The sequence below is a fragment of the Planctomycetota bacterium genome (genome assembly GCA_016125255.1).
Classification (GTDB): domain Bacteria; phylum Planctomycetota; class Phycisphaerae; order Phycisphaerales; family Zrk34; genus RI-421.
Window position 1 is genome coordinate 213,694 of the sequence record WGMD01000006.1, and the last position, 17,250, is coordinate 230,943.

General features: G+C 64.1%; 17 protein-coding genes. 12 read left to right on the top strand and 5 right to left on the bottom strand.

The annotated features are described in order from the left end of the window. The first annotated feature begins 2 nt into the window (after positions 1-2). The 12 genes from GC162_07590 to GC162_07645 all read left to right on the top strand — a co-directional run bounded on the left by GC162_07590 (position 3) and on the right by GC162_07645 (position 11,894). Positions 3-728, top strand: coding sequence for a hypothetical protein (locus GC162_07590; GenBank protein ID MBI1368503.1), 726 nt, complete (start codon positions 3-5; stop codon positions 726-728). Positions 729-733: 5 nt separating this feature from the next. Next, the gene (locus tag GC162_07595) at positions 734-1,681 is read left to right on the top strand and encodes a prepilin-type N-terminal cleavage/methylation domain-containing protein (GenBank protein ID MBI1368504.1); all 948 of its coding nucleotides are present in this window, start codon (positions 734-736) and stop codon (positions 1,679-1,681) included. Positions 1,682-2,157: 476 nt separating this feature from the next. Further along, the gene (locus tag GC162_07600; protein MBI1368505.1) at positions 2,158-3,405 is read left to right on the top strand and encodes a sigma-70 family RNA polymerase sigma factor; all 1,248 of its coding nucleotides are present in this window, start codon (positions 2,158-2,160) and stop codon (positions 3,403-3,405) included. 89 nt (positions 3,406-3,494) lie between these two features. Then, positions 3,495-3,926, top strand: a complete 432-nt coding sequence (locus GC162_07605; protein ID MBI1368506.1) for a YciI family protein — start codon at positions 3,495-3,497, stop codon at positions 3,924-3,926. A 75-nt stretch (positions 3,927-4,001) separates the two neighbouring features. Further along, positions 4,002-4,394 carry a YciI family protein gene (locus tag GC162_07610; protein ID MBI1368507.1) on the top strand — a complete coding sequence of 131 codons (393 nt, stop codon included), beginning with the start codon at positions 4,002-4,004 and terminating at the stop codon, positions 4,392-4,394. 19 nt (positions 4,395-4,413) lie between these two features. After that, positions 4,414-4,770: a YciI family protein gene (locus GC162_07615; protein ID MBI1368508.1), complete on the top strand. Its 357-nt coding sequence runs from the start codon at positions 4,414-4,416 to the stop codon at positions 4,768-4,770. 65 nt (positions 4,771-4,835) lie between these two features. After that, positions 4,836-5,252, top strand: coding sequence for a VOC family protein (locus GC162_07620; protein ID MBI1368509.1), 417 nt, complete (start codon positions 4,836-4,838; stop codon positions 5,250-5,252). 251 nt (positions 5,253-5,503) lie between these two features. After that, the gene (locus tag GC162_07625; protein ID MBI1368510.1) at positions 5,504-6,040 is read left to right on the top strand and encodes a sigma-70 family RNA polymerase sigma factor; all 537 of its coding nucleotides are present in this window, start codon (positions 5,504-5,506) and stop codon (positions 6,038-6,040) included. Then, on the top strand, positions 6,037-7,647 hold the full coding sequence (locus GC162_07630; GenBank protein ID MBI1368511.1) for a hypothetical protein: 1,611 nt from the start codon (positions 6,037-6,039) through the stop codon (positions 7,645-7,647). The genes GC162_07625 and GC162_07630 overlap by 4 nt, the downstream gene beginning before the upstream one ends. A 19-nt stretch (positions 7,648-7,666) precedes the next feature. Continuing rightward, positions 7,667-10,168: a hypothetical protein gene (locus GC162_07635; GenBank protein MBI1368512.1), complete on the top strand. Its 2,502-nt coding sequence runs from the start codon at positions 7,667-7,669 to the stop codon at positions 10,166-10,168. Positions 10,169-10,229: 61 nt separating this feature from the next. Beyond that, positions 10,230-11,012 (top strand): prepilin-type N-terminal cleavage/methylation domain-containing protein, encoded by a 783-nt coding sequence (locus GC162_07640; GenBank protein ID MBI1368513.1) that lies wholly within the window; start codon positions 10,230-10,232, stop codon positions 11,010-11,012. Positions 11,013-11,018: 6 nt separating this feature from the next. Continuing rightward, on the top strand, positions 11,019-11,894 hold the full coding sequence (locus GC162_07645; protein ID MBI1368514.1) for a prepilin-type N-terminal cleavage/methylation domain-containing protein: 876 nt from the start codon (positions 11,019-11,021) through the stop codon (positions 11,892-11,894). Between the two features lie 72 nt (positions 11,895-11,966). On the opposite strand, the gene GC162_07650 is transcribed toward GC162_07645, so the two are convergent. The 5 genes from GC162_07650 to GC162_07670 form a co-directional block, all read right to left on the bottom strand. Then, on the bottom strand, positions 11,967-12,200 hold the full coding sequence (locus GC162_07650; GenBank protein ID MBI1368515.1) for a hypothetical protein: 234 nt from the start codon (positions 12,198-12,200) through the stop codon (positions 11,967-11,969). 15 nt (positions 12,201-12,215) lie between these two features. Then, complete coding sequence (locus tag GC162_07655) at positions 12,216-13,628, bottom strand: hypothetical protein (GenBank protein MBI1368516.1); 1,413 nt, start codon at positions 13,626-13,628, stop codon at positions 12,216-12,218. A gap of 59 nt (positions 13,629-13,687) precedes the next feature. Further along, entirely contained in the window at positions 13,688-15,202 is a 1,515-nt protein-coding gene (locus tag GC162_07660; protein MBI1368517.1) for a hypothetical protein, read from the bottom strand. Then, positions 15,195-15,722 carry a sigma-70 family RNA polymerase sigma factor gene (locus tag GC162_07665; protein MBI1368518.1) on the bottom strand — a complete coding sequence of 176 codons (528 nt, stop codon included), beginning with the start codon at positions 15,720-15,722 and terminating at the stop codon, positions 15,195-15,197. The genes GC162_07660 and GC162_07665 overlap by 8 nt, the downstream gene beginning before the upstream one ends. A 78-nt stretch (positions 15,723-15,800) precedes the next feature. Then, positions 15,801-17,144 (bottom strand): trypsin-like serine protease, encoded by a 1,344-nt coding sequence (locus GC162_07670; protein MBI1368519.1) that lies wholly within the window; start codon positions 17,142-17,144, stop codon positions 15,801-15,803. Positions 17,145-17,250 lie beyond the last annotated feature (106 nt).

Here is a 17,250-nt window from a genome sequence, read left to right on the forward strand (position 1 = left end):
CCATGAAACGCCCGTCCGCCGCCGCATTCGTCGCGACCTTCCTCGCACTCACGCTCGCGCCCGTCCTCAGCGCGCGCGCGTCGGTCATCACCTGGTCCTCCGGCCTCTACGTCAACACGCCCAGCCCGCTCAAGGACCATATGGGCACTGGACAGTTCGACCATACCGGCACATTCGTCTACGCCGCCAACGCCGGCGGGTCCGCCACCACCTTCGACGGCATCAGTTTCGTCGCCGGCGGTATTAACTTCGGCTCCAGCTTCACCACCGCCCACGTCAATTCCGCCACCAATCCCGTCTCCAGCACCGCGACGTTCGTCGCCACCACCACCGCCAAGACCGTTACGCTCGGCGTCGGCGGCGTCGGCACGCTCGTCAACGGCGCGACCTACCGTGTTCAGCTACTGATCATGGACGGACGCAATGGAACCGCGACGCGCGCCATGAAGGTCGACGGACAGAACATGGGCACGTTCAGCCCCGGCTACTCCGCCGGCGTCTCCTACGGCGACGGCCGACTCATCACCGGAACCTTCATCGCCGACGCCACATTGTCCCAGTCCTTCACCATGCTCGGCTACACCGACGCCACCTACACCACCGCCAACACCACCCAGCTCAACGCCCTGACGCTTTACCAGACCGCGGTCGCGATCGTGCCCGCGCCCGCCGCGCTGCCGGCGGGGCTGTCGCTCCTTGGACTCCTGACCCTGCGCCGACGGCGCTGAATCGAATGTTTGCCTGCTTGTGGTCGATCCGTGAAAACGGATCGACCGCATTGAGAGTGTATGTGATGGAACACATGCTGATGCGAACGACATATTTGGAGGCGGGGCTTCTTCATCGTGAGCGTGTCGAACCGGCCCCATGCGGCGAACGAATCGGGCCGCGCGGAGCAAGCCCCGACGCTGAATATCGCGCCCGCCGCCGACATGGTTTCACCCTCATCGAACTCCTCGTCGTCGTGAGCATCATCGCGCTGCTCATCGCCATTCTGTTGCCGTCATTGAGCAAGGCGATGGCCAGCGCCCGGCAGGTCGTTTGTGCTTCCAACGAAAGACAGATGGGCATGGCCGTCATGACCTACGGACTCGACCACAAGCAGTATTTCCCCGCGGGCGTCAATCGTTCCAATGGCGATTGGATCTGGCCTCCGACGCTGCGCCGGGAGCTTGCCGGGGCGATGGATGTGTTCTACTGTCCGGCCGCGGACCCCAAGACGCGATGGGTCCGCAAGCTCGGCAGCGGGCTCGCCCCGGACGTGTATGGATGGCAGCAGGATGAATACCACCTCGGCTCCGGCCGCGGAAGCTGGTTCAGTTATGGATACAACGTCTGGGGCTATCCGTTCTACCCCGGCAATGCTCTGGGCACCGGGACATACCACAACGTCGGCGGAAGCGATGGATACCAGACGATGAGCAGCGTCGTCGCGCCCGCAACGTTCATCGTCCTCGGTGACAGCAACTGGGATCTCAATACGCTCGGCGACGTGAACTGGTCCGCCTACATCGGCGGCTACGCCCCGCGCCAGTACCCCGGCGCGGTCCATGTCGAACGCGTCAACACCCTGCGCGGCGACGGACACGCCGAGACGGAGCGACAGGACGAACTCATCACCGCCGCGTTCAATGACCAGGTCAACCGCCAATGGAACCGTGACAATCGACCGCATTGGTGACCGGCGCGGGGTCCGGAAAGGTGTCGGTCCGGAAAGGTGTCTGGAACCATTCTTTTGTCTGGATACCAACCCGCAATGGACGCGGTCGGCGGCCGGTCGTGCCTGTTGGAATCCGATCTTCTCTCGCTCGATGTGGGTCATTTCACCCACGCTTCCCACAGCCACCGACAACTTCCTGCGCACCGGCGATGCAAAAATCGCACGGGCGCGTCGCGGCGTTGATGTAAGTCCCGCAAAAGCGCGCACGGGGTTGGCGACGCCCACCGCGCCGATGCGCACCGGGCGCGCCGCGTCGGGCATGAGGACAATGCGGTGCGCGAAAAGTTGCGATATTGAGCGGGGAACGAGGGCGCACGAAAGTGGTGAAAACGGCGGGGTATGCCGCGCCGGTGTGAATGGGGAATGGGACCCAGCATCGGGTGATCCGCTCGTGTTATGATGCGCGTCTATTCGATCAAGCGGCGAGTGACGTGCGGATGAGCGAAGCTTCGGGCGACAATGTGTTCACGCGGATTGAAGCGACGTACCGGGCTCAGTCGCGGCGGGTGCTGGCGACGTTGATCCGGGTGCTGGGGGATTTTGATCTGGCGGAGGAGGCGGTGGCGGAGGCGTTCGCGGCGGCGATGGATCAGTGGCCGCGCGACGGCGTGCCGGGCAATCCGCGGGCGTGGCTCGTGGCGGCGGGGAGGCACAAGGCGATCGACGTCATCCGCCGGCGGGCGCGATTCGATGCGTCGCTTTCGACGCTTGCGGAGCGGCTCGATCGGCAGGAGCGCGCGGCGGAGCCGGACGAGCCGGGCGTCGAAGATGACCAATTGCGGCTGATTTTCACATGTTCGCATCCCGCCTTGTCGCCGGAAGCGCAGGCGGCGATGACGCTTCGCGAAGTCTGCGGGCTCACCACCGAGCAGATCGCCCGGGCGTTTCTCGTGTCCCCCACGACGATCGCCCAGCGCATCGTCCGCGCCAAGGCGAAGATCCGCGACGCGAGGATTCCCTACGAAGTGCCGACGCGGGCGGACGTGCCCCAGCGGCTCGACGGCGTGCTGCGGGTGATTTACCTCGTTTTTAATGAGGGCTACTCCGCTTCGTCGGGTCAGTCGGTCACGCGATCCGACCTTTGCGGCGAGGCGATTCGGCTCGGGCGCGTGCTCGTCGAACTGCTGCCGGAGGCGGAGGCGATGGGGCTGCTGGCGTTGATGTTATCGCATGAATCTCGCAGTGCGGCGCGGACGGATGCGGCGGGCGATCTGGTGCTGCTGGATGATCAGAACCGCGGCTTGTGGAACCGGGCGATGATTGACGAAGGCGTGGCTTTGGCGGAGCGGGCGATGGCGACCGGTCGCTTCGGGACGTACACGCTTCAGGCCGCCATCGCCGCCGTGCATGCGCAGGCGGCGACCCCGGCGGCGACGGACTGGGGGCGGATCGCGGCGCTGTACGACCTGCTCATGCAAGTGACGCCCTCGCCGATCATCGCGCTCAATCGGGCGGTGGCGATCGCCATGCGCGACGGACCGGCGGCGGGTCTGCCGCTGATCGACGCCCTGCTGGCCGATGGATCGCTCGCCGACTATTACCTCGCGCACGCCGCCCGCGCGGACCTTTGCCGGCGGCTCGGGCGGATGGACGACGCCCGCGTGTCGTATGAAAATGCCCTGCGCCTCACGCAGCAGGACCCGGAGCGGCGATTTCTGATCCGCCGCCTCGCGGAACTGGGCTGAAAATATTTTTCGCCGCGTGTCGATTTCGCCGCCGCCCGTTCGACTCACTGATGGAACTGGAAATTCAACCCCGCACACGGAGCCCCGCCATGCGTTTCATGATCATCGTCAAAGCCAATCGCGACACCGAAGCCGGCGTCATGCCCAGCCAGGAAATGTTCGCCGCCATGGGCGCTTACAACGAGCAACTCGTCAAAGCCGGAATCATGCTCGCCGGTGAAGGCCTTCAACCCAGCAGCAAGGGCGCCCGCGTCGTGTTCAGCGGCACCGACCGTACCATCGTCGACGGCCCGTTCGCCGAGACAAAGGAGCTTATTGCCGGCTACTGGCTCTGGAACTGTAAATCGTTGGCAGAAGCCACCGAATGGGTCAAACGATGCCCGAACCCGACGGGCGATCAGTCGGTGATTGAAATCCGCCCGATCTACGAAGTGGAGGACTTCGGCGATGCGGCCACCCCCGAAATCCGCGCTCATAATGACCGCCTCCGCGCCGACATCGCCGCCCGACACGGCGAGTAACAATCCCTCCGTTTAGCGACGCCTCTCGCGGGTGCTTTTCCACACACACATAACATGATCCCCAAGGAGCCCCCCATGAAATTCATCTGCCTCGGCTACATCGAAGAAAACAAGATGGAATCGTTCGCCCCCGAGGAGGCGCAGGCCATGATGGAGGAATGCTTCACGTACGACGATGTGCTGCGCGACGGCGGGCATTTCGCCGGCGGCGAGGCGCTGCAAGGGCCGCGCACCGCCAAAACCCTCCGTTTCGAGAACGGCAAAACCGTCGTCACCGATGGGCCCTACGCCGAGACGAAGGAGCAGATCGGCGGGATTCTGATTCTCGAAGCGAAGGACATGGCCGAAGCCGTCGCGCTGATGTCCAAGCATCCGGGCGTGCGGCTGGGCGGGCCCTTTGAGATTCGCCCCGCCGAGCCGATGATCAATGAACTCATCGCCGCCCGCGACGCCGCCAAGAACAAGTGATTTGACCGAGGATTCAGCCATGAAATATCTGCTGCTCATCTACACCAACGAAGCCGACTGGACCGATGCGGAGCGTGAAAAGTGCTACGCCGAGTCGACGCAGATCACGCACGAGCTTCACCAGCGCGGCCAGTACCTCGGCGCTTCGCCCCTGATGCCCGTCGCCAGCGCCACCAGCGTCCGCGTCCGCAACGGCAAACCCGTCATCACCGATGGCCCCTTCGCCGAGACGCATGAACAACTCGGCGGCTACTTCCTCGTCGAAGCCCGCGATCTCAACGAAGCCATCGCCATCGCCGCCCGCATCCCCGGCGCCAAAAAAGGCACCGTCGAAGTCCGCCCCGTCATGGACCTCGCGGGACTGCCCGAAATGTGACAACCTCGTTCAGCGACGCGGCTTGCCGCGTGATTTTCAACCTTCATCCAACAAGGACTTCAACCATGATTCAGCCCTACCTCTGTTTTGAAGGACGCAGTGAAGAAGCGATCGAGTTCTATAAGAAGGCGCTCGGCGCGCAGGTCGAAATGCTCATGCGATTCAAGGACTCCCCCGTGCCGTGCGGATCGGGTGAGCACATGACCGCCATCGCCGAGAAGGTCATGCACGCCACACTCCGTATCGGTGACGCGACACTGATGTGCTCCGACGGCGGCTGCGCCGGCACTTCCACCTTCGGCGGCATCTCGCTGTCGTTCGACGTGCCCTCGGAAGCCAAAGCCAAGGAAGTCGTCGCGGCTCTGAGCGAAGACGGCCAGGTGAAAATGCCCGTGACCAAGACATTCTTCTCCCCCGCCTTCGGCATGGTCACCGACAAATTCGGCGTGTCATGGATGGTCATTGTCCCGCAAAAGATGTGATTCTTCCTCCCCTCCCTCCGAGGGAGGTGCCGGGGGAGGGCGAAGCGTATCCGTTTGAGCGCGCTTCGACTCGGAACCGGGACTCGATCTACTCAATTCACCCCCACCCTGCCCTCCCCCTCAGGGGGGAGGGCCTTTTCATTCGCGGTCGTCGAAATATATTTTCACAATTCACGTTTTCGCGCGCCAAAACGGGGATGATGGCGACGTTTCCCCTGTGGAGCCACTTCTTTTGAGGCGCAATTGAGATCATGAATCGGCCCGGAGCCACAAGCGAAGATTATGAAGCGTTCGTCGAGCTGCTGATGGCGCATCAGCGGCGGATTCTTGGGTTTATCCGCTCGCAGGTGCGGTCGCTGGACGATGCCGAGGACCTGATGCAGCAGACGAGCATCGTGCTTTGGCGCAAGTTCGACGAGTTCGACCGGGCGTCGGATTTCGCGGCGTGGGCATTTCGCATTGCGCGTTACGAGGTGCTCAATCACTGGTCCAAGGAAGATGTGCAGCGCCGGGTGTTCAGCCAGCGGACGCTCGATCAACTGGCCGACATGGCCGAGGCGATGCGACCCGAGTTCGATGCGCGGCAGTCGGCTTTGCAGGAGTGCATGAAACATCTCGACGGGTCCAATCGCGAACTGCTCGAGATGCGGTACAGCCAGTCGTTATCGCCCAAGTCGATCGCCGAGCGGATCGGACAGAGCGTCTGGGCGGTGTATCGGTCGCTTCAGCGGGTGCATACCAGTTTGATGACGTGCATCGAGCGCCGCGTGGCCGGGGGGCGGTCATGAGCAGGCGCGACACACGACTGGACGCGGCGACGATGGAGCTGATTCACGGCGCTGTGGAGAACCGGCTTGAGGCGGCGCAGTGGCGTGAACTGGAAGCGAAGATGGCGGATGATGACCACGTGCGGCGGACGTATCTGATGTACCTGTCGCTGCAGATGGATTTATCGTGGACGATGAACGGTCAAGATACCCCGGCAGCGCAGGCGACGACGACCGCGCGGCCGGTGGCCAAGCGGAGCCGGGGCGAGGCGCGGCGGCTGTTTCGGCCGTGGATGGGACTGGCGGCGGCGATCGCGCTCATCGGCGCGGCGGCCGCGATCGTGTTTCACCATCCCGGCGAATCGGTGCGTCCGACGGGCGTGCCACGGATGGCGGTGGCGATGCTCACGGACATGGGCGCCGATGCGCAGTGGAGCGACGCCAATCTGCCCACGCAGCCCGGCAGCGATCTGGCGGCGGGCGCGATGGAGTTGACCAGCGGGTCAGCCCAGATCATGTTCGAAAACGGCGCGGTGGTCACGCTGTTCGGCCCGGCGCGCTTTCAGGTCATCGACCGCAACCTCGGCCGACTCGACGAAGGCGTGCTGACGGCGTTCGTGCCTGAACGGGCGCATGGGTTCACCGTGACCGCGCCCAACGAGGCGCGCGTCATCGATCTGGGCACACGCTTCGCCATGGTCGTCGATCGACTCGGGCGCACGTCGATTCAGGTCATGGCCGGTCGCGTGCGGCTGGCCAATGCGCTTCAGAACGCGATCTTTACTGTCGACGAGTCGGCGTCGATCGGCGTCGACGGGCGCATCGGGCCGGCCGACTCGGCGGCGCTGCTGCTGGCGGCGCGCGTGGCGGGGGAAACAGAACGCGGCTTCAAACGATGGCAGACGTTCAGCACGGCCCTGTCGCGCGATCCGAGCATCGTGGCGTACTACGACTTTTCCGACGGCGCGCCGGAACTGCTCAAGGCGACGGGCAAGGATCGCGGGATGGACGCGGAGATCGACGGGCCGGTTTGGGACGAAGGCCGCTGGCCGGGCAAGCGGGCGCTGCGTTTTGACGGGCCGGGCGGTCGATCGCATGTGGCGCTGAATGATGCGGCGAGCGAGCGGTGTAATTTTTCGGGGTCGTTCAGCGTGATGGCGTGGTTCAAAGTCAATCGGTTCACGACGCACTGGCAGTCGCTGATCACCAAAGGCGACAGCTCATGGCGCGTGCACCGCAACGACAACACCGACACGCTGAGCTTCGGCACGACCGCCAATGGCGACACCGATGACATGCCCGCCTCGACGCCGGTCAACGATGGGCGATGGCATCTGGTGACGGCGACGTACGAGGCGGGCGACACGCCGCGGAAGCGGCTTTACATCGACGGAAAACTCGAAGCTCAGCGCGATCTGCGATGGGTCGGACCCAATGGTTGGCCCGTGTGGATCGGCAACAACGCCGAGACGGCCGGTCGCGACGATCGCGCCTTCGACGGTCTGATCGGCGAGGCGGCGCTGTTCAAACGGGCGCTGAGCGAGCGCGAAATCAACGAGATCTATCACGTCGGTCGCTCGGACGAGGAACCAGCGGCGATGACGGAGCAAGGACAAGAGATTCGCTAAAGCGAAAGGAGCAATTGGAATGGGTATCGAACATGTGATGCAACGGATGGGCGTGATCGGGGCGATGATGATCGCGGCGGGGATCCCGGCGGGGATCGCGCAGGCGAGTCTGATCGGGGAATGGGAATTCGACAATAATCTGCTGGAAACCTCCGGGTTCAAGCCCGCGGGGACGCATGACGGAGAAGCGGTCGGCACGATCAGCTTCTCGACCGACACGCCGCTGGGACGGGGCGGGGCCTCGCTGGACCTGACCAATGGTTCGAGCGCCGTGCGCGTGATCAACTCCAACGCCAAGATTGGCGGCAGCCAGAATCTCGGCGACAACCTGACGTATCAATCGACCTACGACGCGGACATCGCCGCCGGGCCGATGACGATCAGCGTCTGGGTCAAGGGTTGGCCCGATACGTGGGAGGGCTTCGTTTCGGAAAAGGGCGAGAGCGGCAACGGGTATCAGCTCCGCAAATTCAACGACACGAACCACGCGGCCTTCACACTGCGCGGCACCGGGGGCAATGACGATCCGCAAGGCGGGATCAACGTCAACGACGGGCAATGGCACCAGCTCACGGGGGTGTGGGACTCGGCCAACGGCAATCGCTACTTGTACGTCGACGGCGTGCTGGACACGGCCGGGTCGATCACGGACGGCTCGGACACGGGCTCCGTCGCCGCCGCGACGTATGAATATGTCGTCTTCGGCGGCCGCGACAACGGCGGATCGATCAACAGCTTCGCGCAGGTGAAACTCGACGATGTGCGCATCTACAACGAAGCGCTGACGCAAAGCCAGATCGCCGCGACGGCCGGTCGCAATCTGACCAATAGCGAGAAGATCGCCGACTCGCTCGGCGGCGCGGGCTCGGCGTCGGGCATCCGATTCCAGCAGTTCGCCAGCGGCAGCGGCGCGCTCGGCAGCATCGATCAGGGCGAAGGCCTGCTCAGCGGCGAACTATTCCACCCCGGCGGTCAGGCCGCGGCCGGTTCCGTCAGCACGATCAACTACACCAACAGCGCCGGCACGCCCGGCCTCATCGCCGGCACCGCCAACTACCCCGGCGGCTCCAGCGACAACATGGCGACCCAGTGGGCCGGCGTCCTGGATATTCAGACCGCCGGGCAGTACGTGTTCGGCGTCAATTCCGATGACGGCTTCCGTCTGACGATCGGCGGGAAGGTCGTCTCCGAATTCGTCGGCCCGACCGGCGGCAGCGATCAGCGCGTCGGCATCACCTTCGACGAAGCCGGTCTGTATCGCTTCGAACTGACGCAGTACAACGGCGGCGGCGGCAACAATCTCGAATTCTGGGCCAAACAGGGAACGGACAATACGGTCGGCCCGCTCGTGGGCGATACGGCCAACGGTGGAATCGCCGTCTATCAGAATGTGCTGACCAGCAGCGAGAACCTCGGCAGCGCCATCGCCACTGGCACGGGCGTCAAGACCGTCAGCGAACATGATGTGCAGAAATCCGGCTTCACGGTCAACTCGCTCTACGAAGTCGGTCAGATGCTCGACGGCACGGTGACGCCGACGCTCGATCGGGGTCATGCTCGGACGAACATCAGCGGCGTGGGCGTGCCAAGCGGATTCAACGGCGACAACTTCGGCGTGGCGTTCACGGGCGTGATGAATATCACGTCGCCGGGCCAGTACACGTTCTCGACCGCCAGCGATGACGGGTTCCGACTCATCATCGGCGGCACCGTCGTCTCCGAAGCCAATTACCCCAAAGGGACGAACGCCATCACCAACACCGCCAACTTCCTGGAAGCGGGCGTGTACGAGTATCAACTACTCTGGTTCGAAAAGAGCGGCGGCGAAGGCATGACGTTCACCGCGCAGGACGCTCTGAGCAATAATGTCGAGTTCTATGGCTTGGCCGGTGATGACAACACGATCGACCGTCAACGCAATGGATTCGTCGTCAAGGCCGTCCAACTCGCGGCCGGACAACTGGGCGGGTCGCTGGGCGATCTGAATGAGGCGAATGATCTGCTGGATTTCCCGACGATCTACGGCTCGACCCGCGCCAAGGACTATTACGCGACGCTCAATCTGCTCGACGGCGGCAGCGATGCGAACTACGGCGGCGGCGTCGCCCCGCCGATCACCGGCGACAACTACGCACTCGAAGCCACCGGAGCCGTGCACATTCTCACCGCCGGGTTTTACACGTTCGGCATGAACGGCGACGACGGGTATTCCCTGGCGATCGGCGGCAACGTCGTGCTGGAGCGCTTCGGCACCGGCGGCCCGGGCAACGTGCTGGCCACTGTCTTTTTCAAGACCGCAGGGTGGTATGACCTGGATGTGATCATGTTCGAGAGCGGCGTCGGCTCCGAGTTCGAGCTCTTCGCCGCCGAAGGCGCCTTCACCGCGTTCAACTCGACCGACTTCCACCTCGTGGGCGACGTCGCCAATCGCGGGTTGGAAGTCATGACCGTCCCGACCCCCGCGGCGCTGCCCGCCGGGCTGGCGCTGCTGAGCGTCGTTGCGATGCGTCGGCGCAGCTAACCGCGACGCAACGTGTCGCGCGTCCGCGCCGCCCGTTGAGCGGCGGCTATGGAAAATCGCCATGAAAAAAGCCGCATTCACATTGATCGAGCTTATGGTCGTCGTCGCGATCATCCTGGTGCTCGTGGCGATTCTCCTGCCGACGCTCGAGAACGCCAAGGAGGTCGCCGCGCTGACCGTCTGCGCCGCCAATCAGCGCCAGCTTGTCATGTCCAACCAGATGTACGCCAGCGACAACCACGGCCTGTATCCGCCATTCCGCATGGCCATCACGCTCAATTGGAAAGGCGAAGTCGACGGGTCCGACGGCCCGGGCATCACGCGACTCGATCAAAGTCTGCTCTGGCCCTACTTCCGAAGCGCCGGCGTGCTGATGTGTCCGATCTTCAAGGCGCTGACGAATGACGATGCGATTCGCGCCTATTCGATGAACTGGAACATCGGCTCGACGCCGCCGATGACGGACAATGACAATGAGGGCATCGGCTCGCTGACGAAGGTCCGACGCCCCGCGGAACTGTGCATGTTCAGCGAGGAAAACCCGTGGGCCCATCCGGCTTACTCGGGGGTGGGCATCAATGACGCCGACCTCGTCGTCCGCACCTGGCCCACGCAGGACACGCTCGCCACGTATCATCTGCCCCGCTACGAACGCTACGCGCAGGGCGAGCCCGCCGGGTTCCTGCCCACGCATCAGGACCAGCTTCTGGACACCGGCGTCGCCAACGTCGGATTCGTCGACGGCCACGTCGCTACCGCCAACACGCTCCAGACCGAGCGCCTCGTCTTCAATGACCCGACGCGCGTGCATTACCCGGGCAACTTCGCGTATGCTGATCGCTGAGGTTTCATGAATCGACCGACACGAAATCGCGGCTTCACGCTGATCGAAATCCTTGTCGTCGTCGGCATCATCGTGCTGCTGGTGGGCATCCTGCTGCCGGCATTAGGCAGCGCGCGGAAGAAGGCGCGCTACGCCGCATGGGCCGCATATTCGAGGAATCTCGCCGCCGATCCGGACATGGCGGCGTATTACGATTTTCAGGGTCAGGGCGGCAGCGGCGACCGCACCGTCAAGAACAAAGCCCAGGGCGCGATCGACACGAAGATGATTCGCATCGCCTCGGCCAATGACCTGTACCGCATGACCTGGCCGGTCGACGAGACGAAGTTCCCGGTGTGGGCGACCGGGCGATGGGAAGGTAAGGGCGCGATCCAATTCGACGGCGTGGACGACTATCTCGAAACGGCCGTGCAGACGCAGGGCCAGTTCGATTTCCGCGGATCGTTCTCCGTCTTCTGCTGGTTCAAGATCGACGAGTTTCAGGGCACATGGGACGCCTTGATCACCAAGGGCGATTCCACCTGGCGATTGCACCGCTACCTGACATCTCACACACTCTCGTTCGACACGAACCACGGCGGGCCGGCCGATGTGCTCGACGCCCATACGCCGGTCGATGACAATGCGTGGCATCTGGCGGTGGTGACGATGCACGTCGGCTCCGGCCGGTACGACAAGGCGATTTACATTGATGGCAACGTCGAGAATACGCGGACGCTCACCACGCCGATGGACCTCAATGACTACCGCCTGATGATCGGCCGCAATGAACAGGCCGGCGGGGCACGATACATTCACGGTCTCATCGACGAGATCGGCATCGTCCGCCGCGCCCTGACCGTCGACGATGTTGCCAAGATGTACAACATCGGCCACCCCTGATCGCCCGGCGCATTGAGCCGCGCGGGGCAAGCCGCGCCGCCAAATGCGCGTCACGATTTGAAATCGAACGATTCATTTGCGCCGGCGCACCGCCAGCAGGGCGATGAGCGCCAGCCCTGCCGGAAGGGCCGCGGGCGTGGGGATCGCCGTGACGAACTGCGCGGGCGCGAGCGCGCCGTTGGTGATGCGGATGTAATCGATGTCGCCTTCCAGTTCGCGGCTGCCGTTGAGGAAGTCGCCGATCGTCACGACATCGGGGTTGTTGCCTATCAGGCCGGTGATCGTGCCGACGCTGGCGGTCTGCACGAGTTCATAGTTGATTTAGAGCTTGAGCTGCGCGGCCGCGGCGTCGTACACGCCGGCGACCTGCACCCAGTCGCCCGTGTTGATCAACTGGTCGACCGCACTGGTCACCGAATACTGATGCCCGCCTTCATCGCGGATCAGGAACTCGAGCCGCCCGGTGTTGCTGCGCATCCACCACTGGCTCACCGATCCGCTCACGCCGTTCTTGGCGACCACGCTGACCACGCCGGTATCGGTCGTGCGGACGAGCGATTCGATGGTGAAACTGCCGTCAAAGTGGAACGCGGCATCGTCGGCGATCGTGATGCGGTCACGATTGGCTTCATCGGAGCCGTCGAAGTGAATGCCGCGCCCGTTGATCTGGTGACCCGCGTCGCCGCTGATGTAGTCGACGACGTTCCCGGCGACGGCACCATTGTGATTGCCGGTTTCGTCGATGATCGTCTGGCCGATCGACCCGGTGTTGCCCGGCGCCTTTTCGCCCAACTCGTAATACGCCACAACGTCATCGGGAGCGGTGCGGAAGTATTTGTCATAGAGGTACTGCTCGACCTTGGCGCGGTCGCGACCGACGAGCGTCTGGTTATAGATGAGCACCTCGGCGATGTCACCGGTCAGCCCGGTCGTCCCGGCGGAGTCCATGCCGATGCGGAAACGATTGAAGTCGCCCACATCCGCGCCGCCCGCCGTCTTGGGCCCCTGCACGAAATGACCGGCGTTGTCGGTCACGAAGGACTGAATCGACGCGGCACCGTTCCACGCGGTGGACTGAATCGTAAACTCGGTGCGGACGATGCCCGTCGAGGCGGGGCTGGTGTCGGCCCGGCTCGTCAGCAGCGTGCCGCTGCCGTTACGTGCGCTGCCGGTCTGATCGCCGTCGGTTTCGTAGAAGCTGCCCCACTGGCTAGCAGTCGTGCCTACCTGTGCACCGAGCGTGCGCTGCGTCGTGGCGGCGGAGTTGGAGCGGGAGACGACGAACCATGTGATGTTCGACCCGTCGAGAGAATCGCCGAAGGGATCCTGGTTCGGCAGGCCGCTGCCCCCATCGAGCGCGAGCAGATTGTTGGTCCCGGAAAAATGCAAGACGGTGTGCGTGCCGTTGAGTCCGTCGGCGAGACCGGCGTTGGCGAGCGTCGGATCGGAGACGACGTTCTGCTGCTGCACATGGTTGTTACCGGCGAGCGGGGCCTGGTCCTCCCATCGCAGGACGTTGCCGCCGATCGTCGAAGCCGACGTGCCGGCGGTGTTGGAATACGTCGACAGCGCCCCGTCGTACCATGCGACCAGTCCGTCCGTCACATTCAGCGTCGCCGCGCCGGCGAACGGCGAGCCGATCGCCAGCATCACCGCGCCGGCGGCGAGTCCGCCCCGAAACGTCGTCTTCGATTGTTGCCCCGCGCCGCGCTTGATCCGATGTGTCCCATTCATGCGTTCATGCTCCTTATCTTTATTTGATCCGTTGCAGCGGCTCGTGCGCCGCGGTGTCATCATTGCGTCCCCGCATCGATACGGTGAATGAATCGTTCCGGCGGCAGCGCCTTGGAGGCGATGCGCACGCGGTCGATGTCGCCGACGAGCGATCGACCCGGCGCATTGAAGGCGCCGATGCGGATGTCGTGATCATTGGCGAGCGAACGATGCGTCGTATCGTCCGCCTCGCTCACCAGCTCGCCGTCCACATACAATCGCAGCTTGTGCTGCTCGGCATCGCGCACGGCGGCGACATGGTGCCAGACCCCGTCATTGATCGGCATCGGCGAGGTGACATCGCAGAACGTCGGGCCGTCACAGATCAGGAACCGCGCGACGCCCTTCTGATCGACGCGGAGCCACCAGGACGGCCGATTCGACCCGACATCGTTTGCGACAATCGCGCCGGAGACGGACTGGCGGGTGCGGACGATGGCTTCGAGTGTGAAGCTGTCGGCGGGGCCAAACGTGAAGGCGTCGCCGGCGGATTCACCCGCGTCGGTGAAACCACCGAAATTCCCGCGAAATATGACGGGATTTTCGCCCTTGTCAAAGTGCAGCGCGGACGTCGCGCCATACTCGGCGGGCCCGGCGATGACCTGCGGCTCGGCGCCCGGGCCGACGAAAGCGTCGCGCCGGTCGGCGGCGGCATCGCCGAGGCGCTGACCTTCGGCGAGCGCGGAGCCAATCGGCAAATTATCAAAGGTCCAGTCGGCGAGAATGGTCGGGCGCGGCAGGCGCGCCAGTTGCGATTGCGAAGCGCTGAGCGACGCGACGATGCCGCCGTCGATACTCGCGCCCTGACCGGCGAAGAGCTGGCCGGAGAACCCGCTGCGTCCGGCGGCGAGACTCACGGTGCCTTTGTGGACGAATACTTCGCCGCGCCCCTGCGCGTCGACGGCGACGCTGAATCGCGTGCCCAGGTCGGTGACGACGAAGCCGGGCGCGGTGACGGTGAAGCCCGGCACGGCGTCGACATCGATGCGACCGCGATCCAGGTGCACGAGGCCGGCGGAACTCAGATCGAGCGTCGCGGGGCCGTGAAGCTGAGCCATGACGCGCCCGCCGATGAGCAGTTCGATTTTGCCGGCGGCGATGGCCAGACGCCCCGTCGTCAGCGATTCGCCGTCCATGCGGGGCGAGCTGGACCATGTGACGTCCTCGGACGCGATCAGCGTCGCGATCGCCGGCTCGTTCGAGTTCGTCCCTGCGTGCGGCGCGACGGATGAGGTCGATACGAAGTAGGCCGCCACGGCGGCGAGACCGATGAGGATGGCCGCAACGGCGCGCCATCCAAAACGCGGCGCCGGGACGATTGTTTTCGTCTCCACCGCCTCAAACGCCCGCGGCGTCACGGCGGCGTGTTCGTGCAAATCGGCGAGCAGTCGGCAACAGTTCACAAACGCCTCGCGCGCCGCCGCATCGTCACGCAACCGCGCATTGAGTGCGGCCGCAGCCCGATCAGCGATCGCGCCATCGAGATAGTGCGCCATCGCCAGATCGAACGAACTGTCGCGCGATGCGTCAGCCATTGGCGCGCCTCGGCTGGAGTTTGCCTTCGATGCATTCGGAAAGGCGTCGGTAGATGCGCGACATGGACACGTAGACGGAATTGAGCGGGCGATCGATACGGGCCGCGACGTCGCTCATGCTCATGTCCTGCGCGTAGCGCAGTTCGATGAGCTGACGGGCCTGCGGGGACAACGCGTCCAGACAATCGCGCAGCGCCTCGGTGCGTTCGACGTCGGCGTCGTCGTCCTTCGTCCGCCAGGTCGATTCGAGCAGATTGAGCACATCCGGGTCGAGCAGCACCGCCCGGCGACCGGTCGAGCGGAGATGATCGACGGCGATATTGCGAGCGACGACGCGGGCCCAGTTCATCAGATGGTCCGGCCCATCGACGGAGCCGGAGTCTTTCAACGCCCGCATGAGTACAGTCTGATAGAGTTCCTCGGCGACGTGTAAATCCTGCACCAGCGAAAGGATGTACGCCAGCAGCTTTCCGCGCTGCGCCACCAGCACCTTGACAATCATGTCATGGTCAACCGCCATCGTCTGCTCCTTACGCCTCTTGTTACGACGAGGAGGCGGATACCTTAACAGGGGCGGCGGCGGATTGGGATGAAATTTTCAGAGCGTCCCACGGAGGGTCAGGCGGGTGCGGCCAAGCTGACCGCGACGGACGATGTAAATATCCGCCTGCGCCCCGGCGCCGGCGCGGGTCATGAGGACGGCGAGGGAATCGAGCGTGTCGATGCGGTGGCGGCCGAGCTGCACGATGACATCGCCGGGTTCGAGGCCGGCTTTGTCGGCGGGGCTGCCGTTCTGGACATCAGTGATGAGCACGCCGGCCACGCGCCCGAGTTTGAGGCGGGCACGGTCGCCGGCGGTGGGCTCGCGGACTTCGACGCCGATCATCGCGCGGGCGAGTCGCTGGGCGTCGCTCGGGGCGGCGCGCTGGGCGGTGATCTCAAAAGGGACCTGATCATCGGTAAGCTGAATCTTCTGACCGACCTCGGCGCGGAGCAGCTCGACGCAGGCGTCGACGATGTTGCTGACGGGATGACCATTGATGGCGCGGACGAGGCGGCCGGGGCCTGCTTCGCCTGGCGTCTGCCAGTGCAGTTCGGTGCGGATCGTGGCGGGCGGATCAATGTGACGCACTTCGGTGATCTGCCCGCCGAGGTCGATCTGTTTGACCGCCAGCGGGGAAAGCAGATCGGGGATCAGCATGCGGAGTCGATCGACGGGGATGGCGAAACCGATGTTTTGCGCATCGGAGCGAATGGCGCTGGTGATGCCGATGACCTGGCCATAGGCGTTGAGCAGCGGGCCACCGGAGTTGCCGGGGTTGATCGAGGCGTCGGTCTGGATGAGGCCTTCGAGCTTCCAGTCCTGCGTGACCTGCAGGTCGCGATTGGCGGCGGAGATGATTCCGGCGGTGACGGAATGTTCGTACCCGAGGGGATTGCCGATGGCGACGACCGGCTCGCCGATCATCAGGTCCGACGAGTCGCCGAGCGTGACGGGCTTGAGCGTCATGTCCTTGGGCGGATCGACCTTGAGCACCGCCAGGTCCTGCGTCGGGTCCGACGCCAGCACGCGGGCTTTGAGATGCGTCTGATTGGAAAGAATGACCTCCACGTCGTCCGCCCCTTCAACGACGTGCGCATTGGTGACGATATAGCCCTCGGCATGGACGATGAACCCCGATCCGAGACTGGTGCGCTTCACATCGCGCTCCATCGGCGCGATGTTGAAGAGGCGGAAGAACGGATCGTCACCGAGCATGCCGAAACGCTGACGGACGATCTGCGTCGTGTTGACGTTGACGACGCTGTCGCGATTGGACTGAAACACGCGAACGGTCGGCGTGATGCGAAGGTTCGCAGCGTCCTGCGCCGTCGCGACGCCGGCGATGCACCCCAGAAAACCGATCAGCAGCATGACCCGACGGCGATGAAACTGACGCATGGCAAGCTCCAAAACGAGTCTTACGTGTCACGCTCGATCCGGTTCATTTTACGATAAAACAACATCGCGTCCCCGCTGGAAATTCCGACGCCGACCGACTACACTC